Origin of the sequence: Burkholderia sp. ABCPW 11, assembly GCF_001523445.1 — a bacterium.
GTDB lineage: Bacteria > Pseudomonadota > Gammaproteobacteria > Burkholderiales > Burkholderiaceae > Burkholderia.
Window position 1 is genome coordinate 45,261 of sequence record NZ_LOVM01000007.1, and the last position, 25,291, is coordinate 70,551.

33 protein-coding genes are annotated in these 25,291 nt (G+C 68.3%); 22 read left to right on the forward strand and 11 right to left on the reverse strand.

Annotated features, from left to right (window positions below; all coding sequences use genetic code 11):
* The first annotated feature begins 16 nt into the window (after positions 1–16).
* The 5 genes from WS61_RS03855 to WS61_RS03875 all read left to right on the forward strand — a co-directional run bounded on the left by WS61_RS03855 (position 17) and on the right by WS61_RS03875 (position 3,188).
* Positions 17–400, forward strand: a complete 384-nt coding sequence (locus WS61_RS03855) for a DUF305 domain-containing protein (protein ID WP_059499348.1) — start codon at positions 17–19, stop codon at positions 398–400.
* A gap of 127 nt (positions 401–527) precedes the next feature.
* Positions 528–1,268, forward strand: a complete 741-nt coding sequence (locus tag WS61_RS03860; protein WP_059499311.1) for an FRG domain-containing protein — start codon at positions 528–530, stop codon at positions 1,266–1,268.
* A 161-nt stretch (positions 1,269–1,429) separates the two neighbouring features.
* Positions 1,430–1,933 carry a low affinity iron permease family protein gene (locus WS61_RS03865; RefSeq protein WP_059499312.1) on the forward strand — a complete coding sequence of 168 codons (504 nt, stop codon included), beginning with the start codon at positions 1,430–1,432 and terminating at the stop codon, positions 1,931–1,933.
* 181 nt (positions 1,934–2,114) lie between these two features.
* Positions 2,115–2,594, forward strand: a complete 480-nt coding sequence (locus WS61_RS03870; protein WP_059499313.1) for a BON domain-containing protein — start codon at positions 2,115–2,117, stop codon at positions 2,592–2,594.
* A gap of 111 nt (positions 2,595–2,705) precedes the next feature.
* Entirely contained in the window at positions 2,706–3,188 is a 483-nt protein-coding gene (locus WS61_RS03875; protein WP_059499314.1) for a hypothetical protein, read from the forward strand.
* Here the strand turns inward: WS61_RS03875 and WS61_RS03880 are convergent.
* Positions 3,163–3,636 carry an NUDIX hydrolase gene (locus WS61_RS03880; RefSeq protein ID WP_059499315.1) on the reverse strand — a complete coding sequence of 158 codons (474 nt, stop codon included), beginning with the start codon at positions 3,634–3,636 and terminating at the stop codon, positions 3,163–3,165. The genes WS61_RS03875 and WS61_RS03880 overlap by 26 nt on opposite strands.
* Positions 3,637–3,835: 199 nt before the next feature.
* Entirely contained in the window at positions 3,836–4,036 is a 201-nt protein-coding gene (locus tag WS61_RS03885; protein ID WP_059499316.1) for a hypothetical protein, read from the reverse strand.
* 171 nt (positions 4,037–4,207) lie between these two features.
* Here WS61_RS03885 and WS61_RS03890 point away from each other — a divergent pair, with 171 nt between their 5' ends.
* The 3 genes from WS61_RS03890 to WS61_RS03900 all read left to right on the forward strand — a co-directional run bounded on the left by WS61_RS03890 (position 4,208) and on the right by WS61_RS03900 (position 8,919).
* Positions 4,208–5,596 (forward strand): HlyD family secretion protein, encoded by a 1,389-nt coding sequence (locus WS61_RS03890; RefSeq protein WP_059499317.1) that lies wholly within the window; start codon positions 4,208–4,210, stop codon positions 5,594–5,596.
* An 85-nt stretch (positions 5,597–5,681) separates the two neighbouring features.
* Positions 5,682–7,274 (forward strand): DHA2 family efflux MFS transporter permease subunit, encoded by a 1,593-nt coding sequence (locus WS61_RS03895; protein WP_059499318.1) that lies wholly within the window; start codon positions 5,682–5,684, stop codon positions 7,272–7,274.
* A 1-nt stretch (position 7,275) separates the two neighbouring features.
* A complete protein-coding gene (locus WS61_RS03900) occupies positions 7,276–8,919 on the forward strand; it encodes an efflux transporter outer membrane subunit (protein ID WP_059499319.1) in 1,644 nt (547 codons plus the stop codon).
* Positions 8,920–8,984: 65 nt separating this feature from the next.
* On the opposite strand, the gene WS61_RS03905 is transcribed toward WS61_RS03900, so the two are convergent.
* A complete protein-coding gene (locus tag WS61_RS03905) occupies positions 8,985–9,695 on the reverse strand; it encodes a response regulator (RefSeq protein ID WP_059499320.1) in 711 nt (236 codons plus the stop codon).
* A 589-nt stretch (positions 9,696–10,284) separates the two neighbouring features.
* Between WS61_RS03905 and WS61_RS03910 the strand changes: the two genes are divergently transcribed.
* Both WS61_RS03910 and WS61_RS03915 read left to right on the forward strand, forming a co-directional pair.
* The gene (locus WS61_RS03910; RefSeq protein WP_059499321.1) at positions 10,285–10,617 is read left to right on the forward strand and encodes a hypothetical protein; all 333 of its coding nucleotides are present in this window, start codon (positions 10,285–10,287) and stop codon (positions 10,615–10,617) included.
* Between the two features lie 23 nt (positions 10,618–10,640).
* Entirely contained in the window at positions 10,641–10,862 is a 222-nt protein-coding gene (locus tag WS61_RS03915) for a hypothetical protein (protein WP_034209185.1), read from the forward strand.
* A 21-nt stretch (positions 10,863–10,883) separates the two neighbouring features.
* Here WS61_RS03915 and WS61_RS03920 read toward each other — a convergent pair whose 3' ends face one another.
* The 3 genes from WS61_RS03920 to WS61_RS03930 form a co-directional block, all read right to left on the reverse strand.
* Entirely contained in the window at positions 10,884–11,450 is a 567-nt protein-coding gene (locus WS61_RS03920) for a GNAT family N-acetyltransferase (protein ID WP_059499322.1), read from the reverse strand.
* Between the two features lie 349 nt (positions 11,451–11,799).
* Positions 11,800–12,021: a hypothetical protein gene (locus WS61_RS03925; RefSeq protein WP_034209183.1), complete on the reverse strand. Its 222-nt coding sequence runs from the start codon at positions 12,019–12,021 to the stop codon at positions 11,800–11,802.
* Between the two features lie 66 nt (positions 12,022–12,087).
* Positions 12,088–12,351 (reverse strand): HPr family phosphocarrier protein, encoded by a 264-nt coding sequence (locus WS61_RS03930; RefSeq protein ID WP_059499323.1) that lies wholly within the window; start codon positions 12,349–12,351, stop codon positions 12,088–12,090.
* Between the two features lie 358 nt (positions 12,352–12,709).
* Between WS61_RS03930 and WS61_RS03935 the strand changes: the two genes are divergently transcribed.
* Entirely contained in the window at positions 12,710–13,063 is a 354-nt protein-coding gene (locus WS61_RS03935; protein WP_373557108.1) for a zinc ribbon domain-containing protein YjdM, read from the forward strand.
* A gap of 66 nt (positions 13,064–13,129) precedes the next feature.
* Positions 13,130–13,966, forward strand: coding sequence for a spermidine synthase (locus tag WS61_RS03940; RefSeq protein WP_059499324.1), 837 nt, complete (start codon positions 13,130–13,132; stop codon positions 13,964–13,966).
* A 57-nt stretch (positions 13,967–14,023) separates the two neighbouring features.
* Here WS61_RS03940 and WS61_RS03945 read toward each other — a convergent pair whose 3' ends face one another.
* Both WS61_RS03945 and WS61_RS03950 read right to left on the reverse strand, forming a co-directional pair.
* Positions 14,024–14,209 (reverse strand): ribbon-helix-helix protein, CopG family, encoded by a 186-nt coding sequence (locus tag WS61_RS03945; protein WP_006489181.1) that lies wholly within the window; start codon positions 14,207–14,209, stop codon positions 14,024–14,026.
* 89 nt (positions 14,210–14,298) lie between these two features.
* The gene (locus tag WS61_RS03950; protein WP_059499325.1) at positions 14,299–15,057 is read right to left on the reverse strand and encodes a YoaK family protein; all 759 of its coding nucleotides are present in this window, start codon (positions 15,055–15,057) and stop codon (positions 14,299–14,301) included.
* Positions 15,058–15,297: 240 nt separating this feature from the next.
* Here WS61_RS03950 and WS61_RS03955 point away from each other — a divergent pair, with 240 nt between their 5' ends.
* Positions 15,298–15,648: a hypothetical protein gene (locus WS61_RS03955; RefSeq protein WP_034209179.1), complete on the forward strand. Its 351-nt coding sequence runs from the start codon at positions 15,298–15,300 to the stop codon at positions 15,646–15,648.
* Positions 15,645–15,857: a twin transmembrane helix small protein gene (locus tag WS61_RS03960; protein WP_006489184.1), complete on the forward strand. Its 213-nt coding sequence runs from the start codon at positions 15,645–15,647 to the stop codon at positions 15,855–15,857. Before WS61_RS03955 ends, WS61_RS03960 begins: the two co-directional genes overlap by 4 nt.
* A 159-nt stretch (positions 15,858–16,016) precedes the next feature.
* On the opposite strand, the gene WS61_RS03965 is transcribed toward WS61_RS03960, so the two are convergent.
* Positions 16,017–16,937 (reverse strand): AraC family transcriptional regulator, encoded by a 921-nt coding sequence (locus WS61_RS03965; protein ID WP_059499326.1) that lies wholly within the window; start codon positions 16,935–16,937, stop codon positions 16,017–16,019.
* A gap of 139 nt (positions 16,938–17,076) precedes the next feature.
* Between WS61_RS03965 and WS61_RS03970 the strand changes: the two genes are divergently transcribed.
* Entirely contained in the window at positions 17,077–18,042 is a 966-nt protein-coding gene (locus WS61_RS03970; protein ID WP_059499327.1) for an SDR family NAD(P)-dependent oxidoreductase, read from the forward strand.
* A 64-nt stretch (positions 18,043–18,106) separates the two neighbouring features.
* Here WS61_RS03970 and WS61_RS03975 read toward each other — a convergent pair whose 3' ends face one another.
* Positions 18,107–19,411, reverse strand: coding sequence for a HipA domain-containing protein (locus WS61_RS03975; RefSeq protein ID WP_059499328.1), 1,305 nt, complete (start codon positions 19,409–19,411; stop codon positions 18,107–18,109).
* Entirely contained in the window at positions 19,401–19,685 is a 285-nt protein-coding gene (locus WS61_RS03980) for a helix-turn-helix domain-containing protein (RefSeq protein WP_059499329.1), read from the reverse strand. The genes WS61_RS03975 and WS61_RS03980 overlap by 11 nt, the downstream gene beginning before the upstream one ends.
* A 407-nt stretch (positions 19,686–20,092) precedes the next feature.
* Between WS61_RS03980 and WS61_RS03985 the strand changes: the two genes are divergently transcribed.
* From WS61_RS03985 to WS61_RS04015, 7 genes are all read left to right on the forward strand, one after another.
* Positions 20,093–20,803 carry an MgtC/SapB family protein gene (locus tag WS61_RS03985; RefSeq protein WP_059499330.1) on the forward strand — a complete coding sequence of 237 codons (711 nt, stop codon included), beginning with the start codon at positions 20,093–20,095 and terminating at the stop codon, positions 20,801–20,803.
* A gap of 71 nt (positions 20,804–20,874) precedes the next feature.
* Positions 20,875–21,294, forward strand: a complete 420-nt coding sequence (locus WS61_RS03990; protein ID WP_059499331.1) for a CBS domain-containing protein — start codon at positions 20,875–20,877, stop codon at positions 21,292–21,294.
* A gap of 26 nt (positions 21,295–21,320) precedes the next feature.
* Positions 21,321–21,590, forward strand: a complete 270-nt coding sequence (locus tag WS61_RS03995; protein WP_179949653.1) for a DUF2934 domain-containing protein — start codon at positions 21,321–21,323, stop codon at positions 21,588–21,590.
* 122 nt (positions 21,591–21,712) lie between these two features.
* Positions 21,713–21,994 (forward strand): hypothetical protein, encoded by a 282-nt coding sequence (locus tag WS61_RS04000; RefSeq protein WP_059499333.1) that lies wholly within the window; start codon positions 21,713–21,715, stop codon positions 21,992–21,994.
* A gap of 57 nt (positions 21,995–22,051) precedes the next feature.
* On the forward strand, positions 22,052–23,056 hold the full coding sequence (locus WS61_RS04005; protein WP_059499334.1) for an SDR family oxidoreductase: 1,005 nt from the start codon (positions 22,052–22,054) through the stop codon (positions 23,054–23,056).
* A gap of 200 nt (positions 23,057–23,256) precedes the next feature.
* A complete protein-coding gene (locus WS61_RS04010) occupies positions 23,257–24,183 on the forward strand; it encodes a TauD/TfdA family dioxygenase (protein WP_059499335.1) in 927 nt (308 codons plus the stop codon).
* Between the two features lie 48 nt (positions 24,184–24,231).
* Positions 24,232–25,263 carry an ABC transporter substrate-binding protein gene (locus tag WS61_RS04015; RefSeq protein ID WP_059499336.1) on the forward strand — a complete coding sequence of 344 codons (1,032 nt, stop codon included), beginning with the start codon at positions 24,232–24,234 and terminating at the stop codon, positions 25,261–25,263.
* The last annotated feature ends 28 nt before the right edge of the window (positions 25,264–25,291 follow it).

Sequence of the window (25,291 nt, forward strand, 5' to 3'; positions counted from 1 at the left end):
GTCGAGGAATCGTCTCATGCCAGTATTCAACCGTTCATCCCTGCGCCGTTGCGCCGCCTGCGCACTGCTGGCGGCGTGCGCGTCGGCGCTGCCCGCGGCCGGGCAGTTGCGCCCCGCCAATCCCGTCAGCGTGCCCGACACGTCCACGCAGGCGTTCAAGCGCGCCGACCGAAAAATGATGGAGGCGATGGAGAGTGCGCCGTACACGGGCGATGCCGACCGCGATTTCGTCGCGCACATGGCGCCGCATCACCAGGGCGCGATCGACATGGCGCAGGTCGAGCTCAAATACGGCAAGGACCCGACGCTGCGGCAGCTCGCGAGCCGGATCGTCGCCGCGCAGCGCGACGAGATCGCGTTGATGGAGCGCTGGCAGAAGGAGCACGGCAAGACGCCGTGAGCCGCGACGCGATACGGCGATACGCAGCCGGCCGTACCGGTCGCGCCGCATCCGGCAAGCGACCCTGCCGAACGCGTGCCGCCGAGACGGCCGCGAATACGGGCAAAAGCGACAGGAGGCGCGACGCATGGACGGTGAGCACGAGGCGGCAGGCCGCTCGATCGACAGTGTGGCCGACTACATGGCCGTGATCGGCGCGCAGCGTCGGACGATGGCGCTGCGGCTCTTTCGCGGCCAGTGCAACGCCGGCTGGCCGCTCGTGCCGGGCATCGCGCGGCAGCGCGCGTCGCCCGACGTCGAAGCGCGGATGCTGGACGAATTCACGCGGCGCGCGCTGCCGCATCTCGAACCCGGGCAGAACCTCGATGCGTGCGACTGGCTCGCGCTCGCGCAGCAGCACGGGATGCGCACGCGTCTGCTCGACTGGTCCGGCAACGCACTGGCCGCGCTGTGGTTCGCGGTCAGGCGCGCGGGCGAATCGGGCGGCGACGGCGTGGTGTGGTGCCTGTCGCACGACGCCGACGACATCGCGACCGCCGCCGAACGGCGCGCCCCGCTGCAGGTCGCGCGCACCAAGGTGTTCCGGCCGCGCCACGTGATGCCGAGGATCACCGCGCAGGATGGCTGGTTCACGATTCACTGTTACGACGCCGGCGCCGAGCGTTTCGTGCCGATCGACGAGCATGCGGACTTCGCCGGCCGCCTCATGCGCATCGTCGTGCCGGGCGCCCGGTTCGCGACGATCCGGCAGGAGCTTGCCGGCGTCGGCGTGAGCGTCGCGACGATCTTTCCGGATCTCGACGGCATCGCACAGCTGACCGACACGCGCTATTTCCCGGACGACGAGGACACGCACGCGCCGCAGTGAAGCCGCCGCCGGATGGGGTGTGCGGGCGGGCACGCGCGATGCTCGTCTCGACGGCGCGCAGACGGGACCGAACCCCGAGCGGCCCTCGCTTGCGTGCGCTCCGCGGCGGGCGGCGACGCGGTTCATGCGCATTCAAACCAACCATCGAATCGGAGGCTTTCATGCGCGAACCCAACGAACCACCGCGCGACCGTCGCGACACGGCGTGCGAGGCCGGCGCCGGTTCCCGGCCGGCCGGGCACGCCGTCACCCGCGCGTTCGAACGTTTTGCGTCGAGCGTGACCACCTGGGCCGGCTCGCCGGTGGCGTTCGGCAGCGCGGTCGCCATCACCGTGCTGTGGCTCGTGAGCGGGCCGGTGTTTCACTACTCCGACGCGTGGCAGCTCGTCATCAATACCGGCACCACGATCATCACGTTCCTGATGGTGTTCCTGCTGCAACGCAACCAGAACCGCGACAGCGTGGCGTTGCATCTGAAGCTCGACGAACTGCTCGCGGTCACGCGCGCGGCGAGCGACCGGCTGATCGGGATCGAGGATGCGTCGGAGGAAGAGTTGCGCGCGCTGGCGCAAACCTACGTCGACATGGCGCAGCGCGCGGCCGAGCGCGGTGAGGACGAGCCGGGCGGCAAGCGGGCGGAAACGGCCGGCACGCCCGAATCCTGATCTTCCGATTTTCCGGTCTTCAGGTCGAGCGATGCGCGGCCCGATGATTTTTCAAACGCTTGTCGTTTCCGGCGCCGCATCGCCGCGCGACGGCTTGCACGCGACGCTTGCACCGGGGAACGGCACGTGCTGCATACCGAAACGAAGCCCGGCTGTCCCGGGTATTGCCTACGGTGCCTCCATGAACTCCAGAACCCCTTCGAATCCGTTGTTGAATCTTGCGGTGGCCGTTGCGTGCGGGGCGGCCGCGATGTACTTCCTCGATCCTTCGTCCGGCCGGCGGCGACGCGCTTATCTGCGCGACAAGGCGGTTGCGGGCCGGCATGGCGTGGCCGATTATGCGAATACGCAGGCGAAGCGGGCGGCCGACCATGCGCACGGCGCGATTGCCGGCCTGCGGGCGGACTGGCTCGCGGGCGATGCGAGCGACGTGCAGGTCGCCGAGCGCGTGCGTGCTGCGCTCGGCCGGCTCGTCGGTCGCCCGCGCGACATCGACGTGAGCGTCGAGCGCGGCAACGTGTGCCTGACCGGGCAGGTCGAGGAGTCCGAACGGCAGGCATTGATCGACGGCGTCGCCGCATTGCATGGCGTGCATCGCGTCGAGGATGCGATGGGCGCGCGCAGCGAATACAAGGCGCCGCCCGGCAGTCATGCGCACTGACGCGGCGGCGGCTGCCCGCACCGGCGGGCCGGTGAACGAATACGACAAGCATTCGGCGCACGCACGGCTGCCGGCACGACGGCGGCCTGGCGCCCCAACCGGAGCAAGCCCATGACCGAACGCCAGCCCCCCGACACGACGCCTCCGCATCCGGAGCCCGGCGCGCACGACGCGCTCGAACACCTGCTCGGCAGCCTGCATCGGCACGGCTTCCTGCGCTTCGCGAACGAGGTGGTCAGCGCGAACGCGCGGCTGGCCGACACGTTCGTCGACGCGCTCGACAAACCCGGCATGCAGAGCGGCATGCAGAATCTCGCCATGCTCGTGACGGCGCTGTCGCGCATTCCGCCGGAACAGTTCGGCCGCGCCGCGTTTGCGGCAGCCGACGCGTTGCATCACGTCGGCGCATGGCAGCCGGCACAGCACGAGCATGTCGCGCCCGGCGTGCGCGGCATCTACCGGCTGCTGCACGACGAGGCGCTGTGGGATGCGTTGACGCCGCTTCTCGAAGGATTGAAGGTCTTCGCGCAAGGGCTCACGCGCGATCCGCAATCCCCGGTCGCCGGACTCAACGAGGCGACGAAAGACGCGTGACCGGCGCCGGCGGCAGGCCGCATGCGGCGCACAGGTCCGCGAACTGACGGATGATGCGCTGCGTCGGCGCGCTCGCCGGCCAGTGCGGCACCGCGTGGATCCCGACCCAGCGGCACAGCGCGATTTCCCGGCCCGGGCACGCGTGCGCGCCGCGCGGCAGGTTCGCGACGAATACGTGATGGCGTTTCACGCTGCCGTCCACGTAGAAGAAATACGCGAGCTCGAGATCGGCGAGCCCCGTTTCCTCCCGAAGTTCGCGATGCGCGGCGTCGAGCGCCGATTCGCCCCGGCGAATCACGCCGCCCGGCAGCGTCCAGCGCGACGACGGTCCGCGGGCGACCAGCAGCACGCGTTGGTTGCGATGGCAGACGATCGTCGCGCGTTCCTTCGCCAGCGGCGCCAGCGGTACCGCGCGAACAGGGAAATCGGACGGGTCGGGGAGCGTCATGAAGGGCAGGCGACGGGTGATTGAAAGATCCATGATCCGGTGCCGCAACATGCGTTCCTGCGTCGCCGCCGCGCCGGCCGTCGCGCGAGCGTTTCGGGGCCGCCTGTCGGGCCGTCGTCCGCGATTTTTCAACGGCTTGTCATTTCTGCCGCCGCCTGTCGCGGCCACGCGGGCGGCGATTTCGTGCGGCGCGCGGCGCTCACGAATCGCCGTGTTCGCTCGATGGCGTGGGATGCGGCGGCGTCCCGCCTTCCGGCTCCGCCGGCTTGCCTTCGGCCGGGTCGCGGGCGCTGCGCGGCGGCGGCGTGGCTGTGCCACGGCGCTTGCCTTCGGGGCCGGGCGTGCTGTCGCCGCGATCTTCGTTGCGCGTGTCGGTATCGAGTGAGGTCGAGCGCTTCATAGTTCGCGAGTCCTGTCGGGGCCGTCGAAGCGTACGTGTCGCGCATCGGGCGTGCCGGGTTCGGGCTGCCGGTTTCGGGCGAAGCACGCCCCGGGTCCGCTGTTTGCTTGAGCGCGCGCTTGAGGTCGGCGCGGGCAATGACGCTCGCGGCCACCGCCTGGAGTTCCGTTTATGCCCGATGCGATCCTGTGCCCGTTGTCCGTTCGTGAGCGATTTGGCGCCGCGGTCCGGCGCGCGCTGACGCCCGGACCTCGCGGCACCGGCGCGCCGGACGCGTTCGCGTCGGCGGCCGCCGGTGTCGCCCTGTCGACGCCGCTGCACGTCCGCTGGCCGACCGAGCTCGCGCGTGCGGGCGACGGCCAGTCCGGCGGCGGCAGCGGCTCGGCGGCCGCGCCGGGCCGCAACGACGGCGAGCGCCCGACCGACGCCCCGGGCGGCGGTGGCGGCGATGATCATCCGCACGACGATCGCGGCGGCCGCACCGGCGGCGACGGAGAAGGCGGCAACGGCGACGGCGAACGCAAGCGCCCCGGCAAAAAGCCGCTGATCATTCTCGGCGCGGTGGTGGTCGTGCTGCTCGTCGCCGGGTTCGTCTGGTGGTTCGCGACGCGCAACCAGGTCAGCACCGACGATGCGTATACCGACGGCAACGCGGTCGCGGTCGCGCCGCACGTGTCCGGCTACGTGACGCGGCTGGCGATCGACGACAACACGTTCGTGCGGCGCGGCGACGTGCTCGTCGAGATCGATCCGCGCGACTACCGCGCGCAGGTCGACGCGGCCCAGGCGCAGCTCGGTCTCGCGCAGGCGCAGCTCGACGCGGCGGGCGTGCAGCTCGATATCGCGCGCGTGCAGTATCCGGCCCAGTACCGGCAGGCGCGCGCGCAGATCGAATCCGCGGAAGCCGCGTACCGGCAGGCGCTCGCCGCGCAGACGCGGCAGCGCGCGGTCGATGCGCGCGCGACGTCGCAGCAGGCGATCGACGCCGCCGACGCGCAGCGCGCGACCGCCGACGCGAACGTCGCGATGGCCCAGGCGCAGGCGCGTACCGCGAGCCTCGTGCCGCAGCAGATCCGGCAGGCCGAGACGGCCGTCGAGGAACGCCGCCAGCAGGTGCTGCAGGCGCGCGCGCAGCTCGAGACGGCCAACCTGAACCTGTCGTACTGCGAAATGCGTGCGCCGTCCGACGGCTGGGTCACGCGACGCAACGTGCAACTGGGCTCGTTCCTGCAACCGGGCACGTCGATCTTCTCGATCGTCACGCCGCGCGTGTGGATCACCGCCAATTTCAAGGAGTCGCAGCTCGAGCGGATGCGCATCGGCGATCGCGTCGACGTGTCGGTCGACGCGTACCCCGATCTCGACCTGCACGGCCACGTCGACAGCATCCAGCTCGGCAGCGGGTCGCGCTTCTCCGCGTTTCCGACCGAGAACGCGACCGGCAACTTCGTGAAGATCGTGCAGCGCGTGCCGGTGAAGATCGTGCTCGACGGCCCGCTGCCGACCCGTCCGCCGCTCGGTCTCGGCCTGTCGGTCGAGCCGACCGTCCACCTGAAATGACCGGCCGCCGTGCCGCGGCCGGTTTCGACCGGAGCGATCCGATGCCCGATACCCGCATGCCGTTCCCGCCTGACGAGGCCCGCCGATGAACCGGCCGCCCGATCGCAGCGGCGCATCCGATGGCACGTGGCGTCCCGCCGCGAACCCGTGGCTCATCGCGATCGTCGTCACGCTCGCCGCGTTCATGGAAATCCTCGACACGACGATCGTCAACGTCGCGCTGCCGCACATCGCCGGCACGATGTCGGCGAGCTACGACGAGGCGACCTGGACGCTCACGTCGTATCTCGTCGCGAACGGCATCGTGCTGCCGATCTCGGGTTTCCTCGGGCGCATGCTCGGCCGCAAGCGCTACTTCCTGCTGTGCATCGCCGCGTTTACCGTGTGCTCGTTCCTGTGCGGCGTCGCGACCAACCTCGGCGAACTGATCGTGTTCCGCGTGCTGCAGGGGTTGTTCGGCGGCGGCCTGCAGCCGAACCAGCAGTCGATCATCCTCGATACGTTTCCGCCCGAGCAGCGCAACCGCGCGTTCTCGATCTCGGCGATCGCGATCGTCGTCGCGCCGGTGCTCGGGCCGACGCTCGGCGGCTGGATCACCGACCATTTCTCGTGGCGCTGGGTGTTCCTGCTCAACGTGCCGATCGGCGCGCTGACCGTGCTCGCGGTGATGCAGCTCGTCGAGGATCCGCCGTGGCGGCGCGGCGCCGACCGCGGGATTTCCATCGACTACATCGGCATCGGGCTGATCGCGATCGGGCTCGGTTGCCTGCAGGTGATGCTCGATCGCGGCGAGGACGAGGACTGGTTCGGCTCGAACTTCATCCGCGTGTTTGCCGTGCTGTCCGCACTTGGGTTGATCGGCGCGACGCTGTGGCTGCTGCGCACGAAGAAACCGGTGGTCGACCTGTCGTGCCTGCGCGATCGCAATTTCGCGCTCGGCTGCGTGACGATCGCGACGTTTGCGGCCGTGCTGTACGGCAGCGCGGTGATCGTGCCGCAGCTCGCGCAGCAGCGTCTCGGCTACACGGCGACGCTCGCGGGCCTCGTGCTGTCGCCCGGCGCGCTGCTGATCACGCTCGAGATTCCGCTCGTGAGCCGGCTGATGCCGCACGTGCAGACGCGCTATCTCGTCGGGTTCGGTTTCGTGCTGCTGTGCGCCTCGCTGATCTATTCGCGCACGCTGGTGCCCGACATCGACTACACGCACCTCATGATGATCCGGTGTGCGCAGTCGCTCGCGATCGGCTTCATGTTCGTGCCGATCACGACGCTCGCGTACCTGACCGTGCCGCAGCGGCTCAACGACGACGCGTCCGCGCTGTTCACGATGTTCCGCAACGTCGCGGGCTCGATCGGCATCTCGGTGTCGACCGCCTTGATCCGCGAACGCACGCAGGCGCGCATGGCCCATTTGTCCACGCACATGTCGACGCTGTCGCAGAACTTCCAGGACGCGCTGCAGGAGAACGCGCGCGCGATCGCCGCGCTGACGGGCGCGCCGCCGCCGGCCGCGCTGCAGACGGCGAACGGGCGGCTGTACGAGACATTCATCGCGCAGGCGACGATCCTCGCGTATATCGACGTGTTCGCGATCCTCGCGGTGTTCTGCGCATTCAGCATTCCGCTGACGTTCCTGTTCACGCCGGCGAAGGCCGCGGGCGGCGCGGGAGGGCATTGACATGCGCATGCATCGGGAGCACCGCAACCGCCGCTGGATTCGCGCTATCGCGTGTCGCGCGGTGACGATATTCATCGGATGCGTCGGTATCGCAAGCTGCACCGTCGGACCCGACTACCAGCCGCCGCACGCGGACGCGCCGGACACCTGGCATGCGATGCAGGCGGACGGCCGGGCGGCGGCCCCCGCATCCGGCGTGGCCGTCCGGTCTTCGCCGACGATCGACGCCGACCCCGATCCGCGCTGGTGGCGCGCGTTCGGCGATCCGCTGCTCGACCGGCTCGTCGAGCGCGCCGCGCACGACAACCTCGATGTGCAGGCCGCCGTGCTGCGCATCGCACAGGCGCGCGCGCAGGTTCGCGCCGCCGCCGCGCAGGGTTTGCCGGACGTGCGTGCGACCGCCAGCTACCAGCGCGAACAGCTCGGCCTGAAAGGCATCGTCGAGGAGCAGGGCATCGACCAGCGCGTCGATCGTCTCGGCGCGCCGGGATCGCCGCTCGACCGGTTCGGGCCGGGAACCGGCGCGCGCGTGCAGCAAGGCGCGCGCGGCGCGCTCGATGCCCTCGAAGCGCCGGTCAACCTGTGGCAGGCCGGGTTCGACGCGTCGTGGGAACTGGACCTGTTCGGGCGCGTGCGCCGCTCGGTCGAAGCGGCCGGCGCCCAGACGAGCGCGGCGGTCGCGAGCCGCGACGACGCGCTGCTGTCGCTCGAGGCCGAGGTCGCGCAGACCTATCTGCAACTGCGCGGCGCGCAAGCGCAGCGCGCGCTGGCCGACGACCTGCAACGCGCGCAGCGCGACCTGCTCGACCTGACGCGCGAGCAGGCCGCGCATGGTCTCGCGAGCGATCTCGACGTGCGCAGCGCCGACGCGCGGCTCGCGCAGATTCGTGCCCAACTGCCGCAGTTCGACCAGCAGATCGTGCTGCTGCGCAACGGTCTCGCCTACTTGGTCGGCGGCGCGCCGGGCGCGCTCGACGACTGGCTTGCCGCCCCGCGCGCGTTGCCGGACGTGCCGCCGACCGTACCCGTCGGCTTACCGTCGACGCTCGCGCGCCGGCGCCCCGACATCCGCCGCGCGGAGGCCGAGCTGCATGCGGCCACCGCCGACGTCGGTGTCGCGGTCGCACAGTTCTATCCGGACATTTCGCTGACGGGGCAGGTCGGCCTGCGCGCGTCGCACGTGCGCGAACTCGCGCACTGGTCGCATCTGTTCTATGCGTTCGGCCCGGCCGTGTCCCTGCCGATCTTTTCCGGCGGCGCGCTCGTGTCGAACCTGCGGCTGTCGCAGGCGCGCCAGGCCGAGGCGGCGCTCGCCTACCGGCAGGCGGTGCTCGTCGCGCTGCGCGACGTCGACAATGCGCTGGCCGTGTACCGCACCGATCAGGCGCGCGCGGCCGCGCTCGACGATGCGGTGAAGGCCGAACAGGGCGCGCTGGACCTCGCGCGCGATCGTTACCGAAAGGGGTTGTCGCCGTTCCTCGACGTGCTGGACGCCGAGCGGCAATGGTCGGAGGGCCGGCAGCAGGCCGAGCAGGGTGCGTTGCAGACGACGACCGATCTCGTCGCGCTGTACAAGGCGCTCGGCGGCGGATGGCAGGCCGGCGCGGGCACGAATGCGGATACCGGTACGGCTCGCCCGCAATAGCTGCGAGCGCGCGCCGGACATCGCGGGCCGCGCGTGCGATGCCGTTCGTCGGTCCACGCGCGGCCTCAATCCCACGCGTGCTTGCTGAATTGATAGCCCCTGGAGCGGATGGTCTTGATCCGTTTCGGTTCGTTCGCATCGTCGCGCAGCTTGCGGCGCAGCTTCGAGATGCGGCCGTCGATCGAACGATCGAGGCCGTCGAACGCGATGCCGCGCAGCAGCAGCGTCAGCTCTTCCCGGCTGACCACCTCGCCCGCGCGGCACACGAGGGCCCACAGCAGGTCGAATTCGGTCGACGTCAAACGCGGCACGCTGCCGTCGGGAAGATGCACGCGGCGATCGGCCCGGTCGATCGAAAACTTGCCGAATACGTATCGCTGCGGCGTATCGGGCACGGGGTCGCTCGCCGGCACGCGCGTGCGCCGCAACTGCGCCTTGATCCGCGCGAGCAGCAGGCGCGGCTCGACCGGCTTGCGGAGAAAATCGTCCGCACCGAGTTCCAGGCCGAGCAATTCGTCGAACGGTTCGTCGCGGCCCGTCACCATGATCACGATACCGTCGTAATGCACGCGCGCTTCGCGGCAGATCTCGAAACCGTCCTTGCCCGGCAGGTTGACGTCGAGCAGCACCAGGTCGGGGCGGCTCGCGACGATCGCCGGCACCGCGCCGGCGCCGTCGTACAGCGTATCCACCTGGTAATGATGCTTGCGCAGATAGTCGGCGATCAGCGCGGACAGCGGGACGTCGTCTTCGACGAGCAGGATTCGGATCGGCATCGGTAAACGAAGGGGGCAAAACGGGAAGGTGGCGAGCGGTCAGGCCCAGTCCGAGCGCGTCGTAGCCGAAGCGACGTGGATGATACTGCGCAACATTCCGGCGGTATGTGACGAAATCTGAATCGTTCGGTGAACTGAGCTATGGGCCAATCGCTGCTGGAAGGGGGAAAGTGCGGCGCGGGCGGCGCCGGGCCGCGGGTGAGATCGAAACGGGTCGATGCGAGATCCGGCGCGGCGCGCGCGACGATGCGCGAGCGGGCATCCTTCAGACGAAAACGTTTGCGCCAATCCGGCGTCGCGAATCTCGCCCGCACCGGCCGAACCTAAGCCAGGCAAGGTTAGTCGACATATCATTACAAAATATTACCGACGTTGTCGCGTCTCGCTCCCTACAATTCCCGAACCTGACTCGCGCGCATCGCATACTGCGGTGGCGTCCGTTTCCCGGTCGCATCGACTGCCTGCTTCGACGACACGTCGAGTCATGCTGCGCGCATGCGTGACCGGAGGCGCACGGGTCGGATCGACGCCGCGCCGGCTCCCGGCGAGCGGGCAAGCGGACAGTGCGAATTATTCAACGGGAGGCGAAATGACGCCGTTGCAAGTCGTCCTGAGTCTCGAGTCGCTCACGCATGCGATCGAAGCAGCGGTGGCGCGTGCCGACTGGAGCGAGGCCGTCCGGGCTGCCGAGAGGCGTTCGGCGTTCATCGTTGCGCTCGCACCCGATCAACCGGACGAGGTTGTGTCGGCGCTGATGAAACTGCAGGAGATCGACGTCCGGATCTCCACCGTCGCGCGCGACACGCTGGAGGCGCTCATCGCGGAAGGCTGGACGGCGTTGCGCGCGGCCCGCGCGACAACGAGCGCGCCGAGTGTGCGGCCGCAGTCGCACGACACCGGTGCCGCGGCAACGCGACACTGAGATTCGTTTCTTTCGGTGGTGGCATGAAATTCAGAAAACGCGCCGGGCAAGTCGAGGCAACGCGCTGGTTCGCCGACGGCGACCATGAACGGGTAGAGCGCCGTCACGGCAGGTGGGCGGTCGCGACGCCGGAAGGCTGGCGCTCGGTGAAGCCGGGCGACTGGATCCTGCGCGACGAATGCGGCAACTGCTGGCCGATGGACGACGGCCTGTTCATGCATTGCTACGAACCGGTCGCCGATTGACCCGGCGCCGGCTCGCCTCCCTCAGCGACACTTTCGCGAAAACATCAACGAATCGGCGTCGTTGAAGCGGATGCGCAGCGGCTCGCCGTAACCGGCTTTCTCCGCGACCCGAATCGATGCGACGTTGGTCGGCGCGATCAGGCATACGCTGCGCTCGAACCGCTGCTGCGCGTCGAGCCATCCGAGCGCGGCCGCGAGCGCCTCGGTCGCGTAGCCGTTGCCCTGCGCCCACGTCGCCAGCGCCCAGCCGGCTTCCGGCACGCCGCGAATCGGCGGCTCGATGTTCCGGTGGAAATCCGCGAAGCCGAGATCGCCGACATAGCGGCCCGACGCCTTTTCGCGGATCGCCCAGTAGCCATAGCCGAGCAGCGGCCACAGCCCGCGATACGCGAGCATGCGCATCCACGAGTCGCGCGGCTTGGAAGGCTCGCCGTTGAAGATGTGCGCGACGACGCCGGGTTCCGCCCACATCGCGGCGAGTGCGTCGAAGTCGCCGAGCGGATGGCCTTCGAGAATCAGGCGCGGCGTATCGAGAACGGGCGGGGACGAGACGAAGGGGGCGGCGCTGAATGTCATCGGGCGTTCCATGAGGAAGGGATGGCGACGCAGGGCGCCGCGCTTGAGCCCCGTACGATACCGCTAAACGGCGATGTGGATGCACGATGTGGATGCAATCCCCGCCCGCATCGGCGCATGCGACCGCATCATGCGGATGGCCGGGGCCGGCGGTGCTCGCACGGACCGGCTCGCGTGACGGCGTCGCGGTCTGGTGCGCGTCACGCGGGGCGCTCGACGAATGCGGGCCGTTCGCCGCCGTGTGGCGAATACCGGTGCGAACATGGCCTGGGGTGAGTTGTCGGCCCGCTTGCTGACAACGGCAATCGACGCGCCCGCGTGTTGCGTACAACGCGAGATCGTGCCCGTGCCGAATGGCGGGTTACTTGCGGCTCTTCAGGAAATTGCGCCCCTGCGCGGTGATCGACGCGCCGGAGCGTCCGTTCGCCGCATGGCTGACGAAGCCCGCGCCGACGAGTTCCTGTTCGATCGACCAGCCGAGCGCCGGCGCGTCGCGGCCGTAGCGAACATCGGCGAGGCGTTCGAGCGCCCAGATCGCGGAGGCCGACAGGTTGGGGGTGTTGGACGTCAGGTTGTCGTTCATCGCTTCCTCGGGAAATGGCGTTTCGGGGTGGACGGCGCGCGGCCGCGGGATCGGCGGCGCCGAGCATCAGCTTGCCTGGAGCAACGGCAGCAGCGCGTGCAGCGCCGCTTCCTCGTCGGGGCCGGTGGCGAGCACCTGGGCCGACGTGCCGCCGTGAACCTGGAGCGCCGCAATCGCGCCGCTGTCTTTTGCGTTGCTGCCGAGCCCGTTCGCGATCAACTGGATGTCGCTCTCGAAGCGGCGTGCCGCGGCGACGGCCGCGTCGCGCGCGGCGCGACCCCGATTGCGGTTCCATGCGGGGCCGATTTCAACGTACACGACGGTTGCCACGATGCTGGAAAGCCTCCGGGCGGGTGGGCGCGGCAGCGCGCGACATGCACGGTTGCGCACGTGCTGCGGGACCTCGGGCGGCCGGCGCGCAGATTGCCCGCAGGGTTGCGAGGCGCCGGCCGGGCGGATTGCATGCGTCATTCGGCGCGAACTTGCCGACATCGGCTGCAAAGGTGCGTTCAAATTCGCGGATTGTCGAAAGTGGACGATTATAATGCATCGGCCCGATCATGTGAATTGCATTATAATGCCGTGTGCGCCGATGCCGGCCTGCGGTCCTGCCGCGGGCGAGTCGCCGCACCTCCGGGCGCGCAACCTGCTCGCCCGGCATCGTCGATCGACCCGAATGCCTCCCCGAATGGAAACCGCAATGAACGCCCCCGCCTGCCCGCAATGCGCGATGGAAAACACTTACCCTGACGGCGCGCTGACCGTGTGCGCGGACTGCGGCCATGAATGGTCGGCCGACGCCGGCGCCGAGGCCGGCGACGAACCGGCAGGCGACGTCGTCAAGGACGCGAACGGCAACGTGCTGTCGGACGGCGATTCGGTGGTGCTGATCAAGGATCTGCGCGTGAAGGGTTCGTCGATCACGCTGAAGATGGGCACCAAGGTCAAGAGCATCCGGCTCGTCGGCGGCGATCACGAAGTCGACTGCAAGACCGACATGGGCGGCTTCATGCTGAAGGCGTGCTACCTGAAGAAGGTCTGAGCGCGCGGTTAGGCGACCGTTGCATCCGCGTTTTCATCCGCCGTGTTTTCAGCCGAGTACCCGCGCATGGCCGAGGATCGAACTTCCTACGACGCGTTCGTCAGGTTCCTGGCGACGCCGCTGAACGACGGCCGGCCGTTCGTGCTGAAGACGCAGCACGCGCTCTCGCTGCACTTCGATCATTTCGGCACCCAAAGCTTCATGTCGCTGCGCGATCCGGTGCAGCTGACGCTCGGTTATACGCGCGTGATGATGGGTTTCCTGCTGCTGCAGGCCGAGCCCGCACACATCTGCATGCTCGGGCTCGGCGGCGGTTCGCTCGCGAAGTACTGCTATCGCCACCTGCCCGGCACGGCGATCGACGCGGTCGAGATCAATCCGGACGTGATCGCGCTGCGCAACGTGTTCAGGATTCCTGCCGACGATGCGCGCTTTCGCGTGGTATGCGCGGACGGTGCGGATCATCTGGAACGGGCGGACGTCCGCACGGACGTGATCCTGCACGATGCGTTCGTCGCCGACGGTATGCGCGGCCGCTGTACGGGTCGCACCTTCCTCGATGCGTGCCGCGCGCGCCTGAGCGAATCCGGGGTGCTCGCGATCAACTTCATGGACGACGATCCGGCATTGCCGCAACACCTCGAGCAACTGCGAGCGGTATTCGGTTCGTCGTATGCGCTGGCGCCGTGCGGCGACGACAACAACTTCGTTGCATTCGCATGGAAGGACGGCAGCCGGCTGCCGTCGTTGCGTATCCTGCTGGAGCGGGCGCTCGCCTGCCCGCAGGCTGGCGAACTGAAGCTGGCGGCCACCGCGAGGCGCATGAAGCACGGCGAGGGCATCGATCCGCGCCGGCTGGTCTGGCGCGCGCAGTCGCACGAACGCTGGGAGATCGGCGCGTAACGGTCGTTGCGGATACCTGGGGGCACTGAGCGGCGGCGCACGCCTTTGCGGTCGCGCTTACTTCACGCGCTTGCCGATCGCGCTGCGGGTCTTGTACGTGACGCCGTGCCGGTCGAGATATTCGCGGATCAACTGCCGCACGACTTGCGATGGCGTAAGATCCTGCTCCGCGCAGAGCATCTCGAAGGCTTCCTTCTTCGCGGGATCGATCAGGACGGTCAGGCGGGCGGTTTTCGTTTCCATGACGGGGCGAGGGTGGTCGATATGTTAATCAAATTATAATCGATCCGCTTTCGGCGTTACCGTGCGCAAGCGCCGCCCGTGGCGCACGATCAGCGTCTGCTGCGCAGCAGCGCGAGCAGGTCGTCGATCACCGGCACGATCGCGAGCGTGACCAGCATCGCGGCGAGCGGCACGGTCGATACGTAGCCCACGTGCTTGAAACCGATGGCGCCGGCGAGACCGCCGACGAAGAACGACGCGAGCATCGTCGCGTGAATCCTCAGTTTCGAACGGTTGGCGATGACCGCGTGCGCGTCGACGTCGATGGCGGAGCGGTTCCAGTAGAACAGCTTCCCGAGTTCGATGCCGAGGTCGGTCACGATGCCCGTCACGTGCGTCGTGCGGATTTCCGCGCCCGACAGCTTCGTGATCGTCGCGTTCTGCAGCCCCATGATGAAGCACAGCAGCGTCACGGTCACCGGCACGAAGAAGGTTTCCCACAGCGCGAGATGGCTGCCGAGCAGCCCGAACAGCAACAGCAGCGCGGCTTCGACCAGCAGCGGCAGCATGAACTGGCTGTGCAGCCCGCGGCGGCGCCCCCAGTTGACGAGGATTGCCGAGCAACTGGCGCCGATCAGGAACGACCCGAGCGAGCTGATGCCGGCGAGCGCGAACCGCACGTCGCCGAGCGCCGTCTGGTCGGCGATCGCCGACACGATCCCGCTCATGTGCGACGTGTACTGCTTGACCGCGAGAAAACCGCCGGCATTGGCCGCGCCGGCGACGAACGCGAGCGAAAACCCGAGCTGGCGGTTCGCGGTCGCACTACGGTGTTTCCCCGTCAGGTTTCGGAAGTACTGCGCTGGCATAAGGGCTTCGCTCAATCGTCGCGGGTTCGCGGGTACGGGCGGAAAACCGCTGCGGGCGGCGTGACGGGCACACCGCCCGCAGCGGATGCCGGGCCATCGAATCATGTGATCAATATGATAATTTCATTATCATACTCTGTTGGCTGGATGGTGCTTTCAGTACAATGATGCAAAGTGCCGCTGGCTGGCCGTTTCGCCGCTGCGCCGCGCGCGCTTGCGATCACTTCTGCTCACCGCTTCATGACCCCGATCAAGTTCATCCTTCGCTACACGGCGATTCCGTTCACGGCCATCGTCGCCGTGGTGATCTGGACTGTCATACCATCGTCGAAAGAGATCGATGCGAGACAATACGCGGCGCTGTCGCGCGCGTACGCGAGTTTCCCGCTGCCGTTCCGGCGCGAGATCTCGGACACGATGGCGCACGGCACGATCAACGACCGGCGGTATCAGGCACTCGTGCGCGATTCGCTCGGCAACGGCGTCGCGCTGGACTGGCCGGCATCGGGCGTCGGCGGCGTCGCCGACGAGCGGCACAAACTGGCCGAACTGATTCGGGCCGATTCGGAACTTCAAAGGCAACGGCAATGAAAACCCTGCTGGTCTCTGTGGCATTCGCGATGATCATCGCGAGCCTGATCTTCGCGCTGTACTTCATGAATCACGATCGCGGCAAGTCCAAGCGGATGGCGTGGTCGCTCGCCGCGCGCGTCGGGTTGTCGGTTACGCTGTTTCTGTCGCTGCTGATCGCATACAAGCTCGGCTGGATCGAACCGACCGGATTGCCGATCGGGCGGTGAACCGGTGGACGCCTCGCCGCAGGCGGGGCGTTTTCGCAAACGCTGGTTTGATCGGATAATGAAGCTATTGTGATAAGAATACTTATCCCGATAGTCGCGATGCGAATGCGTGGCGTCGATGGAATCGCAAACTCGCATGCCCGGGGTGCGGTAACGACGCTAGCTGCCCGACTCGCTCGTCACGCCGTGACGATATGCGCGCGGCGAACAACCCACGATGCGCTTGAACGCATGACCGAACGCGCTATCCGAGTCGTAGCCGAGCCGCTGCGCGATCGCCGATACCGGCGCGTTCGAGCGGCGCAGTTCGCGCATCGCCATCTGTATGCGCCACCGCAGCACGTATTCGAGCGGCCCGAACCCGAGCCGCCGCTTGAAATGCAGCGCGAACGTGGAACGCGACACGTGGCAGCAGGCCGCCAGGGCGTCGACGGTCCAGCGTCGCTCGGGCGCGGCGTGAATCGCGGCCAGCGCCGCGCTGACCCGCGAATCCGCGAACCCGGCAAGCCACCCGACATCGCCGTTCGCGCCGGCGTCCACATAGCGCCGCAGAATCTGTACGAGCATCATGTGGCCGAGATGCCGAACCATCAGCGACCCGCCCGGCGACGACGCGTCGAATTCCCGTGCGAGCTGCTGTAGCGACCAGCGCAACACCGCCGCCGATTCGGAATCGCCGCTCACGATCACCACGGGCGGCAGGTTGCCGAGCAGCAGCGGCATGCCTTCCTCGTACGCGAAGCGGCCGCCGATCAGAAAGCAGTCGGCCGGTTCGCCATAGTGCGCGATACCGCGTTCGACATGCCGGTACATGTCGGCGGCCGGGATCGGCGCGACCGACGGATCGCTCGCCAGCGAAAACGCCCGCGGCGCGGCGAGCAGGAAGCAGTCCCCCGCGCGCAGCCGGACGGGCGGTCCCGCACCGTCGACGGTCAGCCAGCAACTGCCTTCGACCACCGCATTGAACTTGATCCCGTCGGGTGGGGGAAGGTCGACCGCCCACGGGCCGCCGGCCCGCAAGCCGGTGAAAAACGAGTCGCGCGTCTCCAGCAGCGACAGCACTTCCGATAGCGGGTCCACGCACAGCCCCCGGACGATCTCGACGAAAAACCGGATTCTATTGCATTCACAGTCCGGTTGTACGGCCGGAGAATGATCTCGTGCGGTGACGCGGCCGATGGGCGGCCGCGTGCTTCGCGCACCATTCCTGGAGCCTTCAATGACGAGCAGGCAGCACCCTCTTCATTCCGGATTCGACGCCGCCGCGACGGCGAGCGACGTCCTGGCCGGCGTCGACCTGCACGGCAAGACCGCCGTCGTCACGGGCGGCCATTCGGGCCTCGGCCTCGAAACCACGCGTGCCCTGGCGCAAGCCGGCGCGCACGTCGTCGTCGGCGCACGGAGCGTCGCGGCCGCGCGCGAAGCGACCCGCGGCATCGCCGGCGTGGAGATCGCGCCGCTCGAACTCGCCGACGCCGCGAGCGTGGCCGCATTCGCCGCGCGGTTCGTCGACGCGCGGCGCAACGTGCATATCGTCATCAACAGCGCAGGCATCATGGCGTGCCCCGAGACGCGCGTCGGCGACGGTCGGGAAGCGCAGATGGCCGTCAACCACCTCGGTCACTACGCGCTCGTCAACCGGCTGTGGCCTGTGCTGACGCACGGCGACGGCGCGCGCGTGATCGCGGTGTCGTCGCTCGGGCACCGGCTGTCGCCGATCCGCTGGGACGATATCGAGTTCGCGCGCGGTTACGACAAGTGGCTGGCGTACGCGCAGTCGAAAACCGCCAACGCATTGTTCGCGGTGCGGCTCGACGTGCTTGGGGCGCCGTTCGGTGTCCGAGCGTATTCGCTGCATCCCGGCAAGATCGCGACGCCGCTGCAGCGTCATCTGACGCGAGAAGAAATGATGGCGCAGGGCTGGGTCGACGAGCACGGCGTGCCGGTCGATCCGACGTTCAAGACGCCTGCGCAGGGGGCGGCAACCCAGGTATGGGCGGCGACGTCGCCGCGCATCGCCGATCTCGGCGGCGTCTATTGCGAGGATTGCGACGTTGCGGCGGTGACGCGCGGCAACGAGGAATCGGGCGTGCGGCCGCATGCGATCGATCCGGAGGAGGCGTCGCGGCTGTGGGCGTGGTCTGCGGCAGCGACGGGTGTCGATGCTTTTGCGGCGCGCCGCTGACGCCCCGACATTCGCCGGGCGCCGCGCGGGTATCGGGGGCGGCACGACGCCCGCGCGTGGCAGCCTATCCGCGCGTCTGCCGCAGCACGCGCCCCATCTCCGCGATCGGCATGGCAACGATCGAATTCAGCAACCGCATTTCCCCGGCGTCCGGATGCGCGATGTTCCGCACTTCATCGAGCGTTTGCTCGACGTGACGATCGAGCGGTTCGAGAAAACGCTGCAATTCAGCGGCGGCCGCTTTCTCCCTGAGCCCGAGCGCCTGACCGAACGCGACCAGCGCCTCCACGTCGATATCGGCGAACCGCGTCGCATGCCCGAGCGGCATCGTCAGCTCGCAGTGCGGCCAGTGATCGCCGCGATGGCCGGGGCGGTGCGTCGGCGTGTGATACGCGACCGTACTGACGATGTCGTAGAACGGCGCGAGCCGGTAGCCGCGCGCGTCGACGAAGAACGACAGGTTCTTCAGGTGCGCGTCGGCATTGCCGACCACCACGTTGAACACGGTCCAGCGGAACACCGACAGGCGTGTCAGCGCGCGCGTGCTGGTGCGGTCGATCGCACGGGCAAGCTCCTGCGCATTGGCCCGCTGGTATTTGAAACCGCGGTCGTAGTTCAGCAGTTGCATCGCGTCGATCGTATGCACGCGCCCGGCCGGTTCGGACGTGACGTCGCGGTCGAACCGGTCGATCACGTAGCAGGCGGACGGCGCGCGCAGGAAATGAACGTCGGGCACGTCGAGCCCCATCTTCTTCGCGAGCTGCATGCAGAAGAACTCGTTGATCGCCGAATGCGGATAGCCGGCCGCGCGCATGTCGGGTTTGAGCAGGTGCATCGACGGTTCGCTGCCGACCGGCTCGAACAGCGCGTAGTCGGGCGCATCGCCGCGCAGCACCAGCAGGAGCTTTTGCTGCGCGCCGGCCGCCGACATGCGCTTGGGTGCGGTGGCCGTCAGCGCGCGCTCGGGCATTGACTGAATCCGGCGTTCGAGCTCGTCGAGCGGCAGCGGTTGCAGGCCGCCGGCCGCTTCGTGCTCGCCGTCGGCCAGCAGCGTCAGCGCGCCGGCCGATTCGCGGCCGAAGTACGCGAGCAGGCCCCACGCGTCGGCCGCATCGACCTTCGCCTCGCGCGCGAGCGACGTACGCATGCCTTCCTCCGGCAGCAGGTTGTCGAAGAACCACTGGACCGGGCGATCGGTCGACGTGTCGGTGAAGACGCCGGCGCGAAGCGGGAACGCCGGCGACAGCGGATACGCGGCGGGCGACGCGAGCCAGTTCGCGTCGTACGCGAACGACCAGATGCCTTTGTCGTCGGTCAGCGTGCCCATGCGCACGCCGTTCGCGGACGCGATCAGCGTTCTAGCCGCCATGGCTGCTCCTGCGGCGTTGCGCGGCCTTCAGCGCGGTGGCTTCGGAAATCTCGATCGACGATTCGGCATACAGCCGCACCCCCAGTTCGCCGAGCAACAGCATGACCTTGCCGATTTGCGCGGTCGGCTTGCCGGCTTCCACCTGGCTGATGAATTTTGGCGACAGCCCGGTCGCGTTCGCGAGTTCGTCCCGCGTGAATCCCTGCTGGATCCGCGTCGCGCGAATGAGGTGGGCGAGCGCGCCGATCGTGTCGACGGACCGGGACTCCGACATGACGTTCTCCGTGCTTCGTATCTGATCGGGAACAGTATTGCATAACTCGCGGGCGCGGACATCAATTCGTATTCGTACGGGAACGAAAAAGTAGTCGCGACGCCCGGGGCGTCGTTTCGTACCCGATCGGGAACCGAATGTCGTGAAATGATTGCGAAGAGAATGGTCGTATCCGATCGGATACGGAAAGCGATCGATCGAACGCATTTTGTCCGATCGTTGCAAAGCGCGGGCCAACGCCGACGGCAGCCGTTCGCCACTCTCGCGCGGAACGCCCCTTTCTACAATTCCGTCCGACTCGCTACACGCGCCGCCATACCCCGAATGCGGGCCCGGTCCTTGCTCGGTTCAGCGTCGTCGGCGGCGTTCGCGCCCCGGCACATGACGATTCGCATGGGGAGGCGCGCATGGAACCGATGCCGGTCGTACTGCAGTGGCACGACGTTCTCGTCAGGATCCTGCTGGCGCTCGTCGCGGGCGGGCTGATCGGCATCGATCGCAGCGAATCCGGCAAGACGGCCGGACTGCGCACGACGATCCTCGTCTGCCTCGCCGCGTGCCTGTCGATGCTGCAGGTCAATGCGCTGTTGCTGCAAGCGGGCAAACCGGAGGGCGCGTTCTCGGTGCTCGACCTGATGCGGCTGCCGCTCGGCATCCTGACCGGGATGGGCTTCATCGGCGGCGGCGCGATCCTTCATCGCGACGGCCTCGTGTCCGGCGTCACGACCGCCGCGACGCTGTGGTTCGTGACGGTCATCGGGCTGTGCATCGGCGGCGGCCAGTTGTCGCTCGGTGCGCTCGGACTGGTGCTGGCGCTGCTGGTCGTCTGGCCGCTGCGGTTCGTCGAGCAGCGCTTGCGGCGCACCAGGACCGCGCTGGTCACGGTCGAATATCCGCTGGGGTCGGCCGCGCGCAACCAACTGGGCGGGAAATTACGCGACGCGGGTTTCACGTGCCGAACGAGGAGTTTTCGCGAAACGACTGCATGCGCGGCGCGCGAGGAGGAGATGTTCGTGCAGTGGCGCGAAGCGGCCGACGCCGACGTGATGCTGAAGCAACTGATGCGGATCCTCGAATCGGCCGGCCTCACGTCGGTCCGCTGCTCGGCGGAGAACTGACCCGCGCGACGGCCGGAACGCGCGATGCTCGTGCAGCAGGCCGCCGTGGGCGGCTTTCCAAGGAGCGAAACATGACACGTGTATCGGAAGTGATGACACGCGACGCCGCGACCATCGGCCCGACGCAGAGCCTGCGCGATGCGGCCAGGCTGATGAACGACCTGAACGTCGGCGCCGTGTGCGACGGCACACGGCTGATCGGCATGCTGACGGACCGCGACATCGTCGTGCGCGCGGTGTCGATGGGCGTGCCGCCGGACGAGGCGGTCGAGGGCGTCGTCAGCGGACCCGCGAACTGGTGTTACGAGGACGACGACGTTTCGGCGGTGCAAAAGAAGATGGACGACGCACAGATTCGCCGCGTGCCGGTGGTCGACCGACAGAAGCGGCTGGTCGGCATCGTCGCGCTGGGCGATCTCGCTACCGCCGCGGACGGCGGAATGTCGTCGACGCTCGGCGCGGTGTCGGCGCCGTCGCGCCCGGATCGGTGATCGCCATGGCAGACACGGAGAACGGCATGAACGAAGACAGGGAAACGCAGATCCGCGAGCGCGCATACCGGCTGTGGCAGGCGGACGGCGCGCCGGACGGCAGCGCCGACGAATACTGGCGGCGGGCCGAGCAGCAACTCGATGCGGAAGGCGGCAGCGTGGACGGGCGCGCCGGGCAGACGGAGGATTTGCCGGCCGATCAGTCCGCGAAGCGCCGCAACCCCGGCGAGCCGCTGCAGGACGTCGACGCGGTGCCGACCGGCGAGGTCGCGCACGAAAGGCGGCGCCGGCGGTGAAACGTGTCCGGCCGCGACCCGGCGGCAGCCGCACCGGGACGAGCATGCGGGACACGCACGATGGCGGATCCTGTGCACCCCGCGCGTGGTCGGCCCGACACCATCCGAACAGGGAGATAGTCATGACCCAGGACACTCGACGAAAGAACCCCGCGTTGCCCGACCCGGCACGCGAGGCGACCGGCGCGCCGGACCGGCGCAAGTCGACACCCGGCCGCGCATCGACCGCGCGCTCCGGCCATGCGCCCGGCGGCGGCGAGCTGGACACGATTCCGGACGATCAGGCGCGCAAGGTCGTGCCGGACGATCCGCGCCAGACCGAGGCGCGCGATCCGGCCGGCAAGCCGTGGCCGGACGAGCACGACGCGCCCGACGATTCGGGCAACCGGCCGCGACCGCTGTAGCGGCGCCGCCGCCCGAATCGCCCGTTCCGTTCCGCCATCCACGCACCGGAGTCCATCATGTCATCAGACGAAGTTTCCGAATCCCGTCGCAAATGGGTGCAGGGCACGACGGCCGGACTGGTCGCCAGCGTCGCGCTGCCGACGATCGCGCAAACGGGCGGCCCGCCCGACGCCGGCGATACGGCGCCGCGCGATCCGCGCACGCTCTATCCGCATGCGCCGTTTCCGCAGCAGCACCAGCCGTGGCCGGGCCTTGCGGGCCGCATGACGCCGCGTCCCGATCACGGCGAGCGTAGCTATCGCGGCAGCGGCCGGCTCGACGGCCGCAAGGCGCTGATCACCGGCGGCGACTCGGGCATCGGCCGCGCGGTAGCGATCGCCTGTGCACGAGAAGGCGCGGACGTCGCGATCGTCTATCTGCCCGACGAGGAGCCCGATGCGCGCGAAGTCGTGGACCTCATCCGCAGCGCGGGACGCAAGGCGGTGCCGCTGCCGGTCGACATCCGCAGCGAAAGCGCATGCAACGGGCTCGTCGAGCGGGCGGTCGCCGCGCTCGGCGGGCTCGACATCCTCGTGAACAACGCGGCTCGCCAGCAGAGCCACGAATCGATCCTCGACATCAGCACGGAGCAGTTCGACTGGACGCTGCGCACCAACCTTTACGCGATGTTCTGGATCACGCGGGCCGCGATTGCGCACATGCCGCCCGGTTCGGCGATCGTCAATACGACGTCGGTCAATGCGTACGACCCGTCCGCGAATCTGCTGGACTACGCGATGACGAAAGCGGCGATCGCGAATTTCACGAAGGGGCTCGCGAAGCAGATGATCAAGCGCGGCATCCGCGTGAACGGCGTCGCGCCGGGGCCGTTCTGGACGCCGTTGCAGGTCAGCGGCGGACAGACGACGCACAACGTGGAGACGTTCGGCGAACAGGTGCCGATGGGGCGGCCGGGACAACCGGCCGAGATCGCGTCGATCTATGTCGAGCTGCTGTCGTCGCGCGCGAGCTATGTGACCGGGCAGATCTATGGCGCGTCGGGTGGCGCCGGGCAACCTTAGTTGGCTGGCGGCGCGACGCGGTCGGACGCGGCCGGAACCTCCCGCCATCGACGCCGATCGCCGATTCCGCCCGAATCGGCGCCGTATGCGCGAGCAGCGATCTTTATCACCGCAGCAGATAAACGTATCCGAATCGCTTCGTTGACGCCCGCCGGCACGCCCTCGTAGATTCGCGTTTTGACCGAATCAGGAGCCGTGCCGTGACGACTACCGCCCTCCGCGACGCCGCAACGCTTTCCACCGGGCATCCCGCCTTGCGGCCGGACGGCGTGGCGCAGCACTTCGACATCGTGCCGTTCGACGCGCCGCTCGGCGCCGAAGTGATCGGCCTCGACCTGTCGAAACCGCTCGGTGCCGACGATTTCGCGCGCATCCATCGTGCGCATCTCGATCACCACGTGCTGGTATTTCGCGATCAGCGCATCACGCCGGACGAGCACATCGCGTTCAGCCGCCGCTTCGGCCCGCTGCAGATTCACGTGCTGCACCAGTTCGCGCTGGCCGGCCACCCGGAAGTGCTGATCGTGTCCAACATCGTCGAGAACGGTAAACCGATCGGGCTCGGCGACGCCGGCCATTTCTGGCATTCCGACCTGTCGTACAAGGAAAAGCCGAGCCTCGGCTCGCTGCTGCACGCGCAGGAGCTGCCGGCGGAAGGCGGCGACACGCTGTTCGCGAACATGCATCTCGCATGGGACACGCTGCCGGCCCATCTGCGCCGCGCGATCGAAGGGCGGCGCGCGGAGCATACGTATCTGGCGCGTTATGCGGAATTGCAGGCGCGCAGCCCGTGGCGGCCCAACCTGTCGCCCGAGCAGATCGCGCAGGTCGCGGCGGTCGTTCATCCGGTCGTGCGCACGCATCCGGAAACCGGCCGCCAGGCGCTGTTCGTCAGCGAGCATTTCACGACGCGCATCGTCGGGTTGCCCGACGACGAAAGCCGCGCGCTGCTCGACGAATTGTTCGCGCACAGCGTGCGCGCCGAGCACCTGTATCGACACGCATGGCGCGACCACGACCTGGTGTTCTGGGACAACCGTTCGCTGATGCATCTCGCCGCCGGCACGCCCGACCACCTGCGCCGCAAGCTGTACCGCACGACGATCGAAGGCGACGCGCCTTTCTGAGCCGCGCGCCGCGTCGTTCATTTTCGCCCCTTCCTGACCGGAGTTCCGATGTCGTTTTCGTTTTTGCCGGCGCGTTGCGCGCTGGCGGCCACGCTCACCGCCGCGCTCGCTTTCGCGGGCGCGGCGATCCCGCAAGCTGCGCACGCCGAGGGCCGCATCCGCATCGCCGAGCAGTTCGGCGTCGTCTACCTGATGCTGAACGTCGCGCGCGACCAGCAACTGATCGAGAAGGAGGGGCGCAAGGCGGGCCTCGACATCAAGGTCGACTGGGTGCGGCTGTCGGGCGGCGCGGCCGTGAACGACGCGCTGTTGTCCGGCGCGGTGGATGTCGCGGGCGCGGGCGTCGGCCCGCTCTTGACCGTGTGGGACCGCACGCGCGGCCGGCAGAACGTGAAGGGCGTCGCGTCGCTCGGCAATTTTCCGTATTACCTCGTGAGCAGCAACCCGAACGTGAAGACGATCGCCGACCTGAGCACGAAGGACCGGATCGCGGTGCCGGCGGTCGGCGTGTCGGTGCAGTCGCGCGTGCTGCAGTACGCGGCCGCGAAGCAGTGGGGCGACAAGCAGTTCGACAAGCTCGACGCACTCACGCAGGCGATTCCGCATCCCGACGCGACGGCCGCGATTCTCGCGAACAGCAACGTGATCACCGGTCACTTCGGCAATCCGCCGTTCCAGGAGCAGGAGCTCGCCGGCAACCCGAACGCGCACATCGTGCTGAATTCGTATGACGTGCTCGGCGGCCCGAGCTCCGCGACGGTGCTGTACGCGACCGAGAAATTCCGCGACGACAACCCGAAGACCTACCGCGCGTTCGTCGCCGCGCTGGCCGATGCCGCCCGGCAGATCGCGGCCGATCCGGAGCGGGCGGCCGATACCTATATTCGCGTGAACGCGTCGAAGATCGATCGCGCGCTGCTGCTGAAGATCCTGCGCAATCCGCAGGTGCAGTTCAAGACCGCGCCGCAGAATACGCTGCCGCTCGCGCAGTTCATGCATCGCACCGGTGCGATCCGCAACGAACCGAAGTCGTGGCGCGACTACTTCTTCGACGATCCCGCGACGGCCGGCGGCAGTTGAGCGGCGCCGATGCTGCGACGCCGCGATC

Bases quoted from the DNA above. Each gene is read 5' to 3' on its own strand.
- WS61_RS03960 (WP_006489184.1), top strand. From the start codon at position 15,645: ATGAAAACCCTGCTGGTCTCTGTGGCATTCGCGATGATCATCGCGAGC.
- WS61_RS04005 (WP_059499334.1), top strand. From the start codon at position 22,052: ATGTCATCAGACGAAGTTTCCGAATCCCGTCGCAAATGGGTGCAGGGC.
- WS61_RS03880 (WP_059499315.1), bottom strand. From the start codon at position 3,636: ATGACGCTCCCCGACCCGTCCGATTTCCCTGTTCGCGCGGTACCGCTG.
- WS61_RS03915 (WP_034209185.1), top strand. From the start codon at position 10,641: ATGAAATTCAGAAAACGCGCCGGGCAAGTCGAGGCAACGCGCTGGTTC.
- WS61_RS03870 (WP_059499313.1), top strand. From the start codon at position 2,115: ATGAACTCCAGAACCCCTTCGAATCCGTTGTTGAATCTTGCGGTGGCC.
- WS61_RS04015 (WP_059499336.1), top strand. From the start codon at position 24,232: ATGTCGTTTTCGTTTTTGCCGGCGCGTTGCGCGCTGGCGGCCACGCTC.
- WS61_RS03990 (WP_059499331.1), top strand. From the start codon at position 20,875: ATGACACGTGTATCGGAAGTGATGACACGCGACGCCGCGACCATCGGC.
- WS61_RS03900 (WP_059499319.1), top strand. From the start codon at position 7,276: ATGCGCATGCATCGGGAGCACCGCAACCGCCGCTGGATTCGCGCTATC.
- WS61_RS03975 (WP_059499328.1), bottom strand. From the start codon at position 19,411: ATGGCGGCTAGAACGCTGATCGCGTCCGCGAACGGCGTGCGCATGGGC.
- WS61_RS03910 (WP_059499321.1), top strand. From the start codon at position 10,285: ATGACGCCGTTGCAAGTCGTCCTGAGTCTCGAGTCGCTCACGCATGCG.
- WS61_RS03945 (WP_006489181.1), bottom strand. From the start codon at position 14,209: ATGGAAACGAAAACCGCCCGCCTGACCGTCCTGATCGATCCCGCGAAG.
- WS61_RS03920 (WP_059499322.1), bottom strand. From the start codon at position 11,450: ATGGAACGCCCGATGACATTCAGCGCCGCCCCCTTCGTCTCGTCCCCG.
- WS61_RS03955 (WP_034209179.1), top strand. From the start codon at position 15,298: ATGACCCCGATCAAGTTCATCCTTCGCTACACGGCGATTCCGTTCACG.
- WS61_RS03860 (WP_059499311.1), top strand. From the start codon at position 528: ATGGACGGTGAGCACGAGGCGGCAGGCCGCTCGATCGACAGTGTGGCC.
- WS61_RS03970 (WP_059499327.1), top strand. From the start codon at position 17,077: ATGACGAGCAGGCAGCACCCTCTTCATTCCGGATTCGACGCCGCCGCG.
- WS61_RS03875 (WP_059499314.1), top strand. From the start codon at position 2,706: ATGACCGAACGCCAGCCCCCCGACACGACGCCTCCGCATCCGGAGCCC.
- WS61_RS03995 (WP_179949653.1), top strand. From the start codon at position 21,321: ATGAACGAAGACAGGGAAACGCAGATCCGCGAGCGCGCATACCGGCTG.
- WS61_RS03865 (WP_059499312.1), top strand. From the start codon at position 1,430: ATGCGCGAACCCAACGAACCACCGCGCGACCGTCGCGACACGGCGTGC.
- WS61_RS03980 (WP_059499329.1), bottom strand. From the start codon at position 19,685: ATGTCGGAGTCCCGGTCCGTCGACACGATCGGCGCGCTCGCCCACCTC.
- WS61_RS03985 (WP_059499330.1), top strand. From the start codon at position 20,093: ATGGAACCGATGCCGGTCGTACTGCAGTGGCACGACGTTCTCGTCAGG.
- WS61_RS03950 (WP_059499325.1), bottom strand. From the start codon at position 15,057: ATGCCAGCGCAGTACTTCCGAAACCTGACGGGGAAACACCGTAGTGCG.
- WS61_RS03935 (WP_373557108.1), top strand. From the start codon at position 12,710: ATGGAAACCGCAATGAACGCCCCCGCCTGCCCGCAATGCGCGATGGAA.
- WS61_RS03905 (WP_059499320.1), bottom strand. From the start codon at position 9,695: ATGCCGATCCGAATCCTGCTCGTCGAAGACGACGTCCCGCTGTCCGCG.
- WS61_RS03885 (WP_059499316.1), bottom strand. From the start codon at position 4,036: ATGAAGCGCTCGACCTCACTCGATACCGACACGCGCAACGAAGATCGC.
- WS61_RS03855 (WP_059499348.1), top strand. From the start codon at position 17: ATGCCAGTATTCAACCGTTCATCCCTGCGCCGTTGCGCCGCCTGCGCA.
- WS61_RS03895 (WP_059499318.1), top strand. From the start codon at position 5,682: ATGAACCGGCCGCCCGATCGCAGCGGCGCATCCGATGGCACGTGGCGT.
- WS61_RS03890 (WP_059499317.1), top strand. From the start codon at position 4,208: ATGCCCGATGCGATCCTGTGCCCGTTGTCCGTTCGTGAGCGATTTGGC.
- WS61_RS03940 (WP_059499324.1), top strand. From the start codon at position 13,130: ATGGCCGAGGATCGAACTTCCTACGACGCGTTCGTCAGGTTCCTGGCG.
- WS61_RS03925 (WP_034209183.1), bottom strand. From the start codon at position 12,021: ATGAACGACAACCTGACGTCCAACACCCCCAACCTGTCGGCCTCCGCG.
- WS61_RS04000 (WP_059499333.1), top strand. From the start codon at position 21,713: ATGACCCAGGACACTCGACGAAAGAACCCCGCGTTGCCCGACCCGGCA.